This is a genomic window from Halobaculum marinum (assembly GCF_029338555.1).
Classification (GTDB): Archaea; Halobacteriota; Halobacteria; order Halobacteriales; family Haloferacaceae; genus Halobaculum; species Halobaculum marinum.
This window is the reverse complement of sequence record NZ_CP119989.1, coordinates 2,532,180-2,546,151: the sequence shown is the minus strand read 5'-3', so window position 1 is coordinate 2,546,151 and position 13,972 is coordinate 2,532,180. Positions and strand designations below refer to the sequence as shown.

The following is a 13,972-nucleotide window of genomic DNA, read 5'->3' as shown; positions in this document are numbered from 1 at the left end:
CCCCGTCGCCGCCCTCCGTGACGACTCCCCGCAGTCACTCGACTTCTCGCGCTCCGACAGCGGAGCACAAGAGTTTCCATCCCACATCCCGCCGTTCGCAGTATGTCATCTTCCCTCCCCGTCTCGCGACGGACCGCGGCGCGGGTCCTCGTCGCCGTCGTCGTCTTGGGGCTGTTCGCCCCCGCGGCGACGCAGGCGATTGCGCCCGGTGACACGGGCACGCCCGGTACCGTCGGACTGGAGGCTGGGACTATCGCCTCCGAGCCGAACGGCTCCACCGTCGTCGCGATACAGGGCTTCCACTTCCAGGGTCAGGGCGCCGAGAAGAAGCCAGCACGCCTCGTCAGCGTCGCGCCCAACGGCTCGACGGAGTGGGTGTACGACGGCGACAACCAGAACGCGCGCTGGTTCTACGACGTGGACCCACTCCCGAACGGCAACCTCCTCGTCGTCGGGACGAACCCCGGCGGCACGACGGTCGCCGAGTTAGACCCCGAGACGCGCGAGCCCGTCTGGACGGAGCGCCTCGACATGCACGACACCCACGACGTGGACATGCTCCCGAACGGCAACCTCGTGATCGCGAACATGCGCAACTGGAACGAGGAGGAGCAGATCTCAGACGACCGCGTCGTCGTGTACAACCGCACCACCGACCAGATCGTGTGGGAGTGGGTGTTCCGTAACCACTACCCGAACGACACCGACGGCGGTTTCAACGAGGACTGGACCCACGTCAACGACGTCGACCGGATCGCCGAGGGACAGTACCTCGTCTCCCCGCGCAACTTCGACCAGGCGATCGTGATCAACCGCTCGACCAAGGAGATCGACTACCGCCTCGGGCGCGACGGCGCCCACGACATCATGGACGAGCAGCACAACCCCGATTGGCTCGTCAGCGAGGACGGGAACCCGACGATCCTCGTCGCCGACTCCGAGAACGACCGCGTCGTCGAGTACGAGCGCCGCGACGGCGAGTGGACGAAGACGTGGGAACTGGGCACCGGCCAACTCGCGTGGCCGCGCGACGCCGACCGCCTCCCGAACGGTAACACGCTGATCACGGACTCGCTCAACCACCGGGTGATCGAGGTGACGCCGCGCGGTGAGATCGTCTGGGAGTACTACGCCACGTGGGGCCCGTACGAAGCCGAGCGCGTCGCCACCGGAGACGGGTCGAACGGCCCGACGATGGCCGATCAGGACGTCACCGGCACCTACCGGATCTACGGGTCGGCGGGGCTCATCGAGGGAACCGGCGACTCGATGACGTTCGCGACGGCGGTGCAGAACACGTTCGCGGGGACGCCGGTGGGCGGGCCCGCCGGCGAGTTCGCGGACACGTGGGCGGGCGTGACGCCGTGGCTGCGTCCGGTGTGGATGGGGTCGTGGGCGTTCGCTGGCGCAGTGGGCGGCCTGCTCGTCCTCCTCGGGTGGGCGGTCGGCGAAGTGGTCGCGTCGCGGGCGGCGATCAAGCGCGGGGTGCAGCGGGCGGCCAACGAGGTTCGGGCGCGCTAACCCTCACCGCCGCCGTGGTGCCGTCGGCTCCCGTTGGTCGGCGGCGCGTTGGTTGGGGGCGGCTCGGCCCACAGACCTCGCCGCCGTGGCGTCGCCGCCTCCCGTTGGTCGGCGGCGCGTTCCGCAAACACCTTATATCGACGTGGGCAAACTCCTGACGACGAATATCCATGCCGAGACCCGAAGTTCTCGAACGCGTGAAGGAGGCCGAAGCCGACGCCGAGGAGACGATCGCCGAGGCGGAGGCCGACCGCGAGGCGCGGATCTCGGAGGCCCGCTCGGAGGCCGACGAGATCGTCGCCGAGGCCGAGGCGGAGGCCGACCGAATCGAGGCCGAGCGCCTCGAGGAGGCACGCGAACAGATCGAGGAGAAACGCGAGGAGATCATCGCGGAGGGCCGCCGCGAACGCAACGAGCTCGTCGACGAGGCGAGCGACCGCGTCGACGAGGTCGTCGAGTTCGCGGTGGAACGGTTCGAGGAGGCGGTACATGCTCAGGCCTGAGCGGATGAGCAAGATCTCGGTGACGGGCTCCAAAGCGTACATGGAGCCGGTCGTCGAGGCGATCCACGGGCTGAACCTCCTGCACGTCACGGAGTACGGTGGCAACTGGGAGGGGTTCGCACAGGGGAACCCGCAGGCTGAGGCGGAGGACGCGGCCGACAAGCTGGTCACCGTCCGTTCGCTGAAGTCCATCCTCGGTGTCACCGACGACGACGCCACGCCAGGGCGCTCGAACGTCGTCATCGACGACGAGGAGCTCGCGGCGGAACTCGACGACCTCCGCGAGGAGGTCAACGGGCTGGAGGACCGCCGCAACGACCTCCAGTCACGGCTCCGGTCGATCGAAGAGCGCATCGAGGCCGTCGAGCCGTTCGCCGACCTCGGTATCGACCTCGACCTGCTCCAAGGGTACGACTCCCTGCAGGTCGCCGTCGGTGAGGGCGACCGCGACACCGTCGAGCGCGCGGTCGTCGACGCGTCCGCGGTCGCGAGCTACGAGATCTTCGGCGACGACGTGCTCGCCGTCTTCGCCCGCACCGAGGGTGACGACGAGGGCGTGCTGGCCGACGCGCTGGTGAGCGCCGAGTTCGCCGCGCTGTCGGTGCCGGAGATCGAAGAGGACGACGTCTCCCCCGAGGAGTACGTCGCCTCGTTGGAGTCCGAGCAGCGCTCGGTCGAGTCGGAACTCGACAACGTCGAGTCGACGCTCGAAGACGTCGCCGCCGACGCCGCCGACTTCCTGCTCGAGGCAGAGGAGACGCTCGCCATCGAGGTGCAGAAGGCCGAGGCACCGCTGTCGTTCGCGACGACGCGCAACGCGTTCGTCGCCGAGGGGTGGATCCCGACCGACCGCGTCACGTCGTTCAAGTCGACGATGAAAGACACCGTCGGCGGCCACGCCGAGGTCGAGGAGATCGAACGCGCCGAGTTCGGCTCCGACGGCGACCTGCAGGTCCGCGAGGACGTTCCGCCGTCCGTCGAGGAGGCCGGTCCCGAGACCGATCTCGAGGCGGACGACGAACCGGAGCGCCAGCGGGCGGTCGCAGACGGCGGCGGCAACGTCGTGATGCGCAACGACGACCCGCCGGTCGTCCAGAGCAACGGCTCGCTGTCGTCGCCGTTCGAGGTGCTCGTGCAGGCGGTCGGACGCCCGAACTACCGCGAGTTCGACCCGACGGTCGTCCTGTTCCTCACGTTCCCGGCGTTCTTCGGGTTCATGATCGGTGACCTCGGGTACGGTATCCTCTACGGCCTCATCGGCTACTACCTGTACTCGAACTTCGACTCGCCCGGCTTCAAGTCGATGGGCGGGGTCACGATGACCGCCGGTATCTTCACCGCGGTCTTCGGCGTGCTCTACGGCGAACTCTTCGGGCTGCACGTCATCGCGACGTACTTCTGGGAGGGCGTCGTCGGCCTCCACAGCGCCCCGCTCCACAAGGGGCTCCAGCCCGCCGAGATCAGTTGGGCGCAGGCGTGGCTCCTCGTGTCCACCGTCGTCGCGTTGATCCACCTCAACGTCGGCTACGTGTTCGGCTTCTACGAGGAACTCGAGTTCCACGGCTTCAAGGCCGCGCTCACCGAGAAGGGCTCGTGGCTGATCGGGATGAACGGCCTCTGGCTGTTCATCTTCAGTCGCGTGTACCAGAACTACAAGCCGAACTTCATCTTCACCGTCTTCGACGGCTCCGGCGCCGCGCCGGAGGCGTCCGGCGAGTTCGCCCACGCGGTCGTCGCGCTCGGGTTCAACGGCTTCTCGCCGGTCATCGGGTGGCTCGGGTTCGGGATGTTCCTGGTCGGCGCGGTGCTGCTGTTCGTCGGCGCGCCCGCGGAGATCATCGAGATCTTCGACGTGCTGGTGAACGTGCTGAGCTACACACGGCTCGCCGCGGTGCTGCTCGCGAAGGCGGGGATGGCGTTCGTCGTCAACCTCCTGTTCTTCGGGGCGTACACCCACGACGGCGAGTTCCACTTCCTGCTCGAACACGGGCCGGAGTGGGCGATCAACGAGTACGGCGCGTCGTCGATCATGTTCCCCGGGCTGATGCACGGTGGCGCCGCCTCGCTCGTCGGCGGGCTGGTCGTCCTCGTGCTCGGGCACCTGCTGGTGCTCGTACTCGGGGTGACCTCTGCCGGCCTTCAGGGCGTCCGTCTGGAGTACTACGAGTTCTTCTCGAAGTTCTTCGACGGAAACGGCTCGGAGTACACGCCGTTCGGTCGCGAGCGGCGGTACACCGCCGACGAGTAAGTCGGCGTTGGAGCGACCGGCCGCTGTGCGGTCGGTCGCGTTCGCGATCCTCGCACCCTCGATTGGGGGTTTGTGACACACGCAGCACCGCCCGTAGCGACCGAATTCCGCCGTCTCGTCGCTCGTTTTGGGAAGCTTTATGCACTCTCTGGGTCCAACCACGACCTGTCCGAAGTTAGGCATCCGCCTACCAACTACCATGCTCGAAATCGCACCCCAACTCGCTAGTGTCGTACTGCAGGAAAGCGCTCCCGCCATCCCGCCGCTGTCCGCCGCCGCTCTCGGTGTCGGCCTCGCGGCCTTCGGCGCGGGCTACGCGGAGCGCGGTATCGGCTCGGCCGCGATCGGCGCCGTCGCCGAGGACGAGGATCTGTTCACGCAGGGACTGATCTTCACCGTCCTTCCGGAGACGCTCGTCATTCTCGCGCTGGTCGCCATCTTCCTGGTCCAGTAAACCGACTCCTCCCGTTTCATCATGAGTTTAGAGACAGTCGTCGACGACATTGAGGCCGAGGCCATCGCGCGTGCGGAGGAAATCCGCGAAGAGGGCGAGGACCGCGCGGCCGAGATCGTCGCCGAGGCTGAGGAGGAGGCAGACCGGATCGTCGAGGAACGAGAACAGCAGGTCGAGCGACAGATCGAACAGGAGCGCGAACAGACGCTCTCGGCGGCCAAGCTGGAGGCCAAGCAGCAGCGCCTCGAAGCACGCCGCGACGTGCTCGGCGACGTGCGCGAAAAGACCGAGGCGGCCATCGTGGCCCTCGACGGCGAGGACCGCGAGGAGCTGACCCGGTCGCTGCTCGACGCCGCGGCGCCGGAGTTCGAGGACGACGAGGCCGTCGCGGTCCACGGTCGGGCCGACGACGAGGAGCTGCTGACCGACATCCTCGCGGACTACGAGGGCTGGTCGTTCGCCGGCGAGCGCGACTGCCTCGGCGGCGTCGTCGTCGAGAGCGAGGAGTCGCGCGTCCGTGTGAACAACACGTTCGACTCGCTCCTCGAGGAGGTCTGGGAGGACAACCTCAAGGAGCTGAGCGACCGACTCTTCGAAGATGAGTAAGAGCGCCGGCACGTCGAACCCCGAGTACGTCAACGCCCGCGTCCGATCGCGGCGCGCTGGGCTGTACGAGGAGGACGACTACCGGAAACTGGTCCGTATGAGCCCGGCGGAGATCGCCCGGTTCATGGAGGAGTCGCCGGCGTACGAAGACGAGATCAACGCCCTCGGGTCGCGGTTCTCGGGCGTCGACCTCATCGAGTACGCACTGAACGCGAGCCTCGCCGAGGACTTCGAGGACATCCTCCGCTGGTGTGAGGGTAAGCTGTACGGGCACGTCGCCCGCTACCTCCGGAAGTTCGACGCGTGGAACGTCAAGACCGTGCTCCGCGGCATCTACGCCGACACCGAGCGCGAGGCGGTCGCCGACGACCTCATCCGGGCCGGCGAGTTCGACGACAAGCTCCTCGACCGCCTGCTCGACGCGGGCGCGATCGACGAGGCCGTCGAGATGCTCTCGAACACCGTGTTCGGCGACACACTCGCCGACGCGCTCGACGACTACGAGTCGACGGGCGTGCTGGTGCCGCTGGAGAACGCAGTCGACCGCGCGTACTACGAACTGCTGCGCACGGACGACCTCTCCGGCGAGGCGCTGGCCGAGTACCGCGAGTTCCTGGAGGCCGAGATCGACTTCCGGAACGCGATCAACGCGCTGCGGCTGGCCCGCTCGGGCGCGGACCTCGACCCCGCCGAGTACTACATCGACGGTGGCGTGCTGTTCTCGCCCGCCGAGCTGACCCAGCTCTCGTCCAACACGGGCGAACTGATCGGCCGGATCCGCGAGTCGCGCTACGGCGACCGCCTCTCCGACGCGCTGACCGAACTGGAGGAGGCAGAGAGCCTCATCGCCTTCGAGCACGCGCTCGAGGCGGCGCTGTTGGAGTACGCGGACTCGCTGGGGCTGATCCACCCGCTGTCGGTGACCCCCGTCGTGTCGTACGTGCTGGCGAAAGAGCGCGAGGTCGACAACATCCGCGCCATCGCCCGCGGGAAGGAGGCCGGCCTCGACCCCGAAGAGATCGAAGACGAGCTGGTGATCCTATGAGTCAGGAGATAGCCGTCATCGGCAGCCCCGAGTTCACCACCGGGTTCCGCCTCGCTGGCGTCCGCAAGTGCGCGAACGTCCCCGACGAGGAGAAGGACGACCGCCTCGACGACGCCGTCGAGGACGCGCTGTCGGACGAGAACGTCGGCATCGTCGTGATGCTCGACGAGGACCTCGACCACCTCTCGCGGACGGTCCGCCGGGACGTCGAGGGCTCCGTGGAACCGGTACTGGTCACGCTCGGCGGCGGCGCCGGGAGCGGCCTACGCGAACAGATCAAGAGAGCCATCGGGATCGACCTGATGGACGAGGACGAGTGAACACATGAGTCAGGCAACCGAAACCGAGACGACCGAAGGAACCGGACGCATCAAGAGCGTGAGCGGCCCGGTCGTGAAAGCCGTCGACCTCGACGCCCGCATGAACGACGTCGTCTACGTAGGCGACGAAGGGCTGATGGGCGAGGTCATCGAGATCGAAGGCGACGTCACGACCATTCAGGTGTACGAGGAGACCTCCGGGGTCGCCCCCCGAGAGCCCGTCGAGAACACGGGCGAACCCCTCACCGTCGACCTGGGCCCCGGCATGCTGGACGCCATCTACGACGGCGTCCAGCGCCCGCTCGACGTGCTCGAAGAGAAGATGAACAGCGCGTTCCTCGACCGCGGGGTCGACGCGCCCGGCATCGACCTGGAGAAGGAGTGGGAGTTCACTCCCGAGGTCGAGGCTGGCGACAGCGTCGAACCCGGTGACGTCGTCGGCGTCGTGCCCGAGACGGTCACCATCGACCACAAGGTCATGGTGCCGCCGGACTACGAGGGCGGCGTCGTCGAGAGCGTCGAAGAGGGCTCCTTCAACGTCGAAGAGGCCGTCGTCACGCTCGAGAACGGCGAGGAAGTGACGATGCGTCAGGAGTGGCCGGTCCGCGAGAAGCGGCCGACCGTCGAGAAGCGGACGCCCCGCGAGCCGCTCGTGTCGGGCCAGCGCATCCTCGACGGCCTGTTCCCCATCGCGAAGGGCGGGACGGCCGCCATTCCGGGGCCGTTCGGCTCCGGGAAGACCGTCACCCAGCACAGCCTCGCCAAGTTCGCCGACGCCGACATCGTCGTGTACGTCGGCTGTGGTGAGCGCGGCAACGAGATGACCGAGGTCATCGAGGACTTCCCCGAACTGGAAGACCCGAAGAACGGGAACTCGCTGATGGCCCGTACCTCGCTCATCGCGAACACCTCGAACATGCCCGTGGCCGCGCGCGAGTCGTGCGTGTACACCGGCATCACCATCGCAGAGTACTACCGCGACATGGGGTACGACGTGGCCCTCATGGCCGACTCCACCTCGCGGTGGGCAGAGGCGATGCGCGAGATCTCCTCGCGCCTGGAGGAGATGCCCGGCGAGGAGGGGTACCCCGCGTACCTCGCCGCGCGCCTCGCGGAGTTCTACGAGCGCGCCGGCTACTTCGAGAACCTCAACGGGACCGAGGGCTCCGTCTCGGCGATCGGCGCGGTGTCGCCCCCCGGTGGCGACTTCTCCGAGCCGGTCACCCAGAACACGCTGCGTATCGTGAAGACGTTCTGGGCGCTCGACGCCGACCTGGCCGAGCGTCGCCACTTCCCGGCGATCAACTGGAACGAGTCGTACTCGCTGTACCAAGAGCAGCTCGACCCCTGGTTCCAGGAGAACGTCGCGGAGGACTGGTCCGAGCGGCGGCAGTGGGCCGTCGACACTCTCGACGAGGAGGGCGAACTGCAGGAGATCGTTCAGCTCGTCGGGAAGGACGCCCTGCCCGAGGACCAGCAGCTGACCCTCGAGGTCGCGCGCTACCTGCGTGAGGGCTACCTCCAGCAGAACGCGTTCATCGACGTGGACATGTACTGTCCGCCCGAGAAGACGTACGCGATCCTCGAGACCATCCAGACGTACAACGACGAGGCGTTCGACGCGCTCGACGCCGGTGTGCCCATCGAGGACATCACGGCCATCGACGCGGCGCCCAAGCTCAACCGGATCGCCACCCAGGAGGACTGGGAGGCGTTCGTCGAGGAGCTCAAAGAGGAACTCACCGAGCAGCTGCGCTCGCTCTACTGAACCATGAAAGAGTATCAAACCATCACGGAAGTCAGCGGCCCGCTGGTGTTCGCCGAGGTCGACGAGCCAATCGGCTACGACGAGATCGTCGAGATCGAGACGCCGAGCGGCGAGACGAAGCGCGGGCAGGTCCTCGAATCCGAGGAGGGCCTCGTCGCCATCCAGGTGTTCGAGGGCACCACCGGCATCGACCGCAACGCCTCGGTCCGGTTCCTGGGCGAGACGCTGAAGATGCCCGTGACCGAGGATCTGCTCGGTCGCGTGCTCGACGGCTCCGGTAACCCGATCGACGGCGGCCCGGAGATCGTTCCGGACGAGCGCCGCGACATCGTCGGCGCCGCGATCAACCCGTACAGCCGCGAGTACCCCGAGGACTTCATCCAGACGGGTGTCTCGGCCATCGACGGGATGAACACGCTCGTGCGCGGCCAGAAGCTCCCGATCTTCTCGGGCTCTGGCCTGCCGCACAACGACCTCGCACTCCAGATTGCCCGGCAGGCGACCGTGCCGGAGGAGGCGGGCGAGGGCGACGACGACGAGTCGGAGTTCGCAGTGATCTTCGGCGCGATGGGCATCACGCAGGAGGAGGCCAACGAGTTCATGGACGACTTCGAGCGGACGGGCGCGCTGGAGCGCTCGGTCGTCTTCATGAACCTCGCGGACGACCCCGCAGTCGAGCGGACGGTCACGCCGCGCCTCGCGCTCACCACCGCCGAGTACCTCGCGTTCGACAAGGGGTACCACGTGCTCGTCGTCCTGACGGACATGACGAACTACTGTGAGGCGCTCCGTGAGATCGGTGCGGCCCGCGAGGAGGTGCCCGGTCGGCGTGGCTACCCCGGGTACATGTACACCGACCTGGCGCAGCTGTACGAGCGCGCCGGTCGCCTCAAGGACCGCGAGGGCTCGGTGACGCAGATCCCGATCCTCACGATGCCCGGCGACGACGACACGCACCCGATCCCCGACCTGACGGGGTACATCACGGAGGGGCAGATCATGATGGACCGCCCGCTGCACAGCCAGGGTATCCAGCCGCCGGTGAACGTGCTGCCCAGCCTGTCGCGCCTGATGGACGACGGGATCGGCGAGGGCCTGACCCGCGCCGACCACGCCGACGTGTCCGACCAGATGTACGCGGCGTACGCGGAGGGTGAGGACCTGCGCGACCTCGTGAACATCGTCGGTCGCGAGGCGCTGTCCGAGCGTGACAACAAGTACCTCGACTTCGCGGACGCGTTCGAGACGCAGTTCGTCGAGCAAGGGTTCGACACCGACCGCACGATCGACGAGACGATCGAGCTCGGGTGGGACCTGCTGTCGACGCTCCCGAAGACGGAGCTCAACCGCGTCGACGAGGACCTCATCGAGGAGCACTACCGCGAGGACCCCACGGCCGCCGACGACGAGGCCGAGGAAGTCTCCGCGGACTAAGGCTCCACGCACACTCGTCCGACCGATTCTTTCGACCGCTTCGCTGCCCCCAGCGACAGCGTCGCCGCCGCTACCGCTCTGTTTCGTCGTCCGACGCCGGTGTCTGGAGGACGTTCTCTCGACCGATGCGGAGTTTCTCGACCGTCCCCTCGTCCGCCATCCGCCCGACGACGCGCGACGTCTTGGACGACGACCACTCCAACTGGTCGCCGACGGTCGCCTGCTTGACTCGCCCGCCGTGCTCCTCCAACAGCGCGAGCACGCGGTCCTCGTCGGTGAGGAGCGTGTCCTCGCCTGACGGCGTGCGAGCGTCGGTGGTCGCGGAAGTCAAGGCGGTCCCGTCCGCGCTCGTGGGGCCGGCGTCGCTATCACCACCACCAATTCGCGGTGGACCTGCACCGCCACCGGACGGCGAGCGGTCTGTGTCGGCGACGCTGTGGGGCGCCCCCGAGCGCCGACGGGTGAACAGCAGCGCCAGGACGGCGACCGCTCCGACGGCGACCGTCCCGAGGAGGTACGGGGCCGTGGCGAGGTCGAGCGGACGGCTCTCCTCGCCGGCGCTGTCGGCGGGGGTCGTCTCCAGCGACGAGGTCGGGGTCGCGCTTGGTGCGGCACGCACCAGTGGCCGGCCGTCTGCGAAGCTCTCGGGTCCGACCCACGTCACGGTCCTGCCGTCTCGACTGGCCGGGTCGGGGGCGACGGACTGCAGCGCGTACCCCGGCGGTGCGACCACTTCGAGGCTGTCGCTCTCGTCGATGTAGAACCCGCTCCCGAACACGTCGCCGGCAACGACGCGGTCGCCGTCGACACGTGCGAAGCCACGCCACCGGAACCGGTAGGTGACGACTCCCCACCGACGCGGAAGCTCCTGGATTGACGTGGACTGCGAGAAGTTCTCGGCTGTCATCTCACGGCCGGTCGCGTCGACCGCGTTCCGGACGACGCCGTCGATTCGTCCGCTGAACCGGTCGAGGCGCTCGCTTTTGTTCTGCTCGAAGGACGCTTGGAAGCGCTCGAACTCTTGGACGTCCGCCTCGGTCTCCAATCGCGTGCGCACGCGGACTATCCACGTGGCCGACCCGTCGGCCGCGAGTTCGATCCGCGTGACCGTGTTGTCGGCGTCCGGGTCGGCCGTCTGTGCAGCCCCGATTGCCGCGGCTGGCAGCGACGCTGTGAGCAACAGCACCGCGAGCACGAGCGCGACCGTCCGCCGTCCCCCGACCATCTCTGGTCAGACAACCCCCCTAGGTGGCCTAAAATATCGCGGTCGCTCCCATCCGCTCGTCGGCGACACCCGGCGGGAACGACCGGGAACCGGCGGGAACGAGCCGCTCGACCCCGGGAACGGTCGGGATTCGACGGGAGTCGTCGGGGAGGTGATTCCAGTTTATGGGGTCGAGGGAGCGTGGTGTGGTCGACGATGACCGCCAAGAACCTGATCGCCGTCGCCCTGGCGCTATTGCTCGTCGTGGGGAGTGTCCCCGCGGCGGCGGTGGCGTCTCCCGGGGTGACCGACGGCGCCGACGCGGCTGCCGTGGCCGCGCCGGACGACGGAGCCGTACAGCAGCAGACGACGCAGAACGACACCGCCAACGAGTCGGTGAACGTCACGGTCGGGGGGCAACTCTCGACGGTGCTCGCGGTCACCGACACCGAAGTGGAGAGCGAGTTCGCGGAGGGGTCGTTCCGCTACGAGTTCGAGCGCGCAGAGAACGACTCCGTCCGGGCAGCCGTCGTCGCCGAGCGCGCGGCGACGCTCCGTGAGCGCGCGGCGAGCATCGCCGAAGACTACCGTGCAGCCACCGAGGCGTACGAATCCGGTGACATCGACGCGTCGGCGTACGGCCAACGGATCGCGACGCTCAACGCCCGCGCGGAGTCCGTGACCGAGGCCGCCGTTCGCCTAGAGCGGCGGGCCGAGAACGTTTCGGCGCTCGACCTCCGCGTCGCCGGGTACCGCGAGGAAGCCGTCGCAGGCGCACTTGGCGACGTCGAGAACGTCTCTGGCGTCGGTGCGTCGGCACTACTGCGCCGCTTCACCGGCGAGACGACCGGTGAACTGCGGATCGAGACCGGCGACGGGCTCCAGATCGAAGCGGAGGGCGAGGACGGCGAGCGCTCGCGGGAGATCGAGCGCCCCCGCGACGACGACACGAACTTCACCGTCTCGCAGGCGGACGCGCTCGACACCGCTCGTGCGGCGCTCGCGTCTCCGCCCGAGGGGTCGTGGACGCTCACCGCGACGAAAGTCCGCGAGTACGAGGGGGCCTACGAGTTCGAGTTCGCGCTCAGCGGCACGCAGAACCTGACGGGCGAGGCGAAGGTTCGCGTCGACGCGTCGTCTGGCGTCGTCTACCGACTGGAGGAGGAGACGGAACACCGAGACGAGGATGACGTGGACGACGGCGACGGTGACGACGACCGCGGCGATGCTGACGACGAGGGCGAGGACCGCGACGAGGACGAGCAGGACGAACTCGCCATCCTCGTCGCTGACGGTACCCCCGCGCCGAACGCGACCGTGACGCTGCTGGTGCTGTCGGGCGGCGACCCGGCGGCGGACGTCGCCGTCGAGGTGAACGGCCAGTCGGTCGGCACCACGGATGCCGACGGGCGGCTGACGGTAACGCTCCCAGATGCCGACTCGGTGGAGGTCGAAGCCGAGCACGGTGACGTGGAGGCCGAACTGGAGTACGAGTTCCGCGACCGGTCGGACGCCGCCGAGTCGGCCTTCGGTGGGTCGCTCGACGCCACCGCCACCGTCGCCAACGGCAGCGCGACCGTCCGCGTGACGTTCGACGGGTCGCCCGTCTCCGGGGCGACCGTCGTCGCGGACGACGGTGTCGTCGGGACGACCGACGCCGACGGGCGGCTGACGTTCCCAACCGACGCAACTGACGAGCTCGAGGTCGTCGTGACGAAGGGGCAGTTCCGGGCAGCCTTCGAGTTCGAGTCGGCAGCTGGTGGGCTCTCGCTCGCCGACGTCGACGTGGAGGACGATGCCGAGGACAGCGAGGGTGCTGAGGAGGAAGACGACGTTGACGACGCGGAGGACGCGGACGACGACGCTGACGACGCGGACGACGAAGCGGACGACGATAGAGACGAGGCCGACGACGCGGAGGAAGAAGAGGAAGCAGACGAGGAGGAGGAGGATGAAGAGGATGAAGAGGAAGAGGAGGAAGAGGAGGAGGACGAAGAAGCGGATGACGCCGAGGAGGACGATCGATGAACAACCAGGGACGGACCAGCCGACGAGTTGACGCCGGTCGAGGTCGGCGGTGATGGTCGGAACGAGCCGTGGGTCGAACAGGACAGTTCGTCTCCTGCTTGCGCTGACGGTGGCTGTCGCAGCCACGACAGCGGTCGGTCCCGCCGCGGCGACGGAGACCGCGTCGACCGACTTGACGACCGGCGCCACGGAGGCGTTCGTCGTGAACGTGACCGAGCAAGGTGACGCGACCGTGGCGCTCCGGCTGACGTTCGACCTGTCGTCCGACGGCGAGCGACGTGCGTTCGAGGCGGTCGACGACGACCGCGAGAACGTCTCGCGCAGGTTCGCCGAGCGCATCGACCGAGTCGCGTCGCAGGCTGGCGAGCGGACGGGTCGTTCGATGGCTGTTCGGAATGCGACGGTCCACGTATCGACAGACGACGGTGGGGCCACCGGCGTCGTCACAATCGCAGCGACGTGGACGAACCTCGCGGTGGTCGAAGGGGACCGGCTGACGGTCGGCGCTCCGTTCGCGAGCGGGTTCGAGCCGGACCGAGCGTTCGTGGTTCGCGGGCCTACGGGGTACACGTTCGACGAGGCGAACCCGACGCCCGACGCCGTCGATGGCAGGGCTGCAGCGTGGTCGGGCGGGGCGTCGCTTGAGGGGTTCTCGGCGACGTTCGCCCCAGCAGCATCCGCGGCCGACGCGGACGGTGACTCGGCAGACGGCACAGCGACATCGGCCCCGACACCGCTCCCCGGAGTGTTGGTCACGGCGCTCGCGGGTGCGGTACTGCTCGCGGTTCGCCGGCGGGCGACTAACAAGGATTAACACCCTCGCCCCGCAACTTCCCTCCAA

Annotated in this window: 12 protein-coding genes; 11 read left to right on the top strand and 1 reads right to left on the bottom strand. The window is 68.1% G+C overall.

Going from position 1 to position 13,972, the window contains the following annotated elements:
• The first annotated feature begins 102 nt into the window (after positions 1-102).
• The 9 genes from P0R32_RS13205 to P0R32_RS13165 all read left to right on the top strand — a co-directional run bounded on the left by P0R32_RS13205 (position 103) and on the right by P0R32_RS13165 (position 9,899).
• Complete coding sequence (locus tag P0R32_RS13205) at positions 103-1,521, top strand: aryl-sulfate sulfotransferase (protein WP_276237494.1); 1,419 nt, start codon at positions 103-105, stop codon at positions 1,519-1,521.
• A gap of 170 nt (positions 1,522-1,691) precedes the next feature.
• Positions 1,692-2,024, top strand: a complete 333-nt coding sequence (gene ahaH / locus P0R32_RS13200; RefSeq protein ID WP_276237493.1) for an ATP synthase archaeal subunit H — start codon at positions 1,692-1,694, stop codon at positions 2,022-2,024.
• Positions 2,011-4,272, top strand: a complete 2,262-nt coding sequence (locus P0R32_RS13195) for a V-type ATP synthase subunit I (protein ID WP_276237492.1) — start codon at positions 2,011-2,013, stop codon at positions 4,270-4,272. The genes ahaH and P0R32_RS13195 overlap by 14 nt, the downstream gene beginning before the upstream one ends.
• A 199-nt stretch (positions 4,273-4,471) precedes the next feature.
• The gene (locus P0R32_RS13190; RefSeq protein WP_276237491.1) at positions 4,472-4,726 is read left to right on the top strand and encodes a F0F1 ATP synthase subunit C; all 255 of its coding nucleotides are present in this window, start codon (positions 4,472-4,474) and stop codon (positions 4,724-4,726) included.
• A gap of 21 nt (positions 4,727-4,747) precedes the next feature.
• A complete protein-coding gene (locus tag P0R32_RS13185) occupies positions 4,748-5,332 on the top strand; it encodes a V-type ATP synthase subunit E (RefSeq protein ID WP_276237490.1) in 585 nt (194 codons plus the stop codon).
• Positions 5,325-6,377, top strand: a complete 1,053-nt coding sequence (locus tag P0R32_RS13180) for a V-type ATP synthase subunit C (RefSeq protein WP_276237489.1) — start codon at positions 5,325-5,327, stop codon at positions 6,375-6,377. The genes P0R32_RS13185 and P0R32_RS13180 overlap by 8 nt, the downstream gene beginning before the upstream one ends.
• Entirely contained in the window at positions 6,374-6,697 is a 324-nt protein-coding gene (locus tag P0R32_RS13175) for a V-type ATP synthase subunit F (RefSeq protein ID WP_276237488.1), read from the top strand. Before P0R32_RS13180 ends, P0R32_RS13175 begins: the two co-directional genes overlap by 4 nt.
• A 4-nt stretch (positions 6,698-6,701) precedes the next feature.
• Positions 6,702-8,465: an ATP synthase subunit A gene (locus P0R32_RS13170; protein ID WP_276237487.1), complete on the top strand. Its 1,764-nt coding sequence runs from the start codon at positions 6,702-6,704 to the stop codon at positions 8,463-8,465.
• 3 nt (positions 8,466-8,468) lie between these two features.
• On the top strand, positions 8,469-9,899 hold the full coding sequence (locus P0R32_RS13165) for an ATP synthase subunit B (protein WP_276237486.1): 1,431 nt from the start codon (positions 8,469-8,471) through the stop codon (positions 9,897-9,899).
• A 70-nt stretch (positions 9,900-9,969) separates the two neighbouring features.
• Here P0R32_RS13165 and P0R32_RS13160 read toward each other — a convergent pair whose 3' ends face one another.
• Complete coding sequence (locus P0R32_RS13160; RefSeq protein WP_276237485.1) at positions 9,970-11,124, bottom strand: helix-turn-helix transcriptional regulator; 1,155 nt, start codon at positions 11,122-11,124, stop codon at positions 9,970-9,972.
• Positions 11,125-11,319: 195 nt separating this feature from the next.
• Here P0R32_RS13160 and P0R32_RS13155 point away from each other — a divergent pair, with 195 nt between their 5' ends.
• A complete protein-coding gene (locus P0R32_RS13155) occupies positions 11,320-13,131 on the top strand; it encodes a DUF7096 domain-containing protein (RefSeq protein WP_276237484.1) in 1,812 nt (603 codons plus the stop codon).
• A gap of 52 nt (positions 13,132-13,183) precedes the next feature.
• On the top strand, positions 13,184-13,945 hold the full coding sequence (locus tag P0R32_RS13150) for a DUF7345 domain-containing protein (protein WP_276237483.1): 762 nt from the start codon (positions 13,184-13,186) through the stop codon (positions 13,943-13,945).
• Positions 13,946-13,972 lie beyond the last annotated feature (27 nt).

Coding starts and splice junctions, on each gene's coding strand:
- P0R32_RS13205 (WP_276237494.1), top strand. CDS start 103: ATGTCATCTTCCCTCCCCGTCTCGCGACGGACCGCGGCGCGGGTCCTC.
- ahaH (WP_276237493.1), top strand. CDS start 1,692: ATGCCGAGACCCGAAGTTCTCGAACGCGTGAAGGAGGCCGAAGCCGAC.
- P0R32_RS13195 (WP_276237492.1), top strand. CDS start 2,011: ATGCTCAGGCCTGAGCGGATGAGCAAGATCTCGGTGACGGGCTCCAAA.
- P0R32_RS13190 (WP_276237491.1), top strand. CDS start 4,472: ATGCTCGAAATCGCACCCCAACTCGCTAGTGTCGTACTGCAGGAAAGC.
- P0R32_RS13185 (WP_276237490.1), top strand. CDS start 4,748: ATGAGTTTAGAGACAGTCGTCGACGACATTGAGGCCGAGGCCATCGCG.
- P0R32_RS13180 (WP_276237489.1), top strand. CDS start 5,325: ATGAGTAAGAGCGCCGGCACGTCGAACCCCGAGTACGTCAACGCCCGC.
- P0R32_RS13175 (WP_276237488.1), top strand. CDS start 6,374: ATGAGTCAGGAGATAGCCGTCATCGGCAGCCCCGAGTTCACCACCGGG.
- P0R32_RS13170 (WP_276237487.1), top strand. CDS start 6,702: ATGAGTCAGGCAACCGAAACCGAGACGACCGAAGGAACCGGACGCATC.
- P0R32_RS13165 (WP_276237486.1), top strand. CDS start 8,469: ATGAAAGAGTATCAAACCATCACGGAAGTCAGCGGCCCGCTGGTGTTC.
- P0R32_RS13160 (WP_276237485.1), bottom strand. CDS start 11,124: ATGGTCGGGGGACGGCGGACGGTCGCGCTCGTGCTCGCGGTGCTGTTG.
- P0R32_RS13155 (WP_276237484.1), top strand. CDS start 11,320: ATGACCGCCAAGAACCTGATCGCCGTCGCCCTGGCGCTATTGCTCGTC.
- P0R32_RS13150 (WP_276237483.1), top strand. CDS start 13,184: ATGGTCGGAACGAGCCGTGGGTCGAACAGGACAGTTCGTCTCCTGCTT.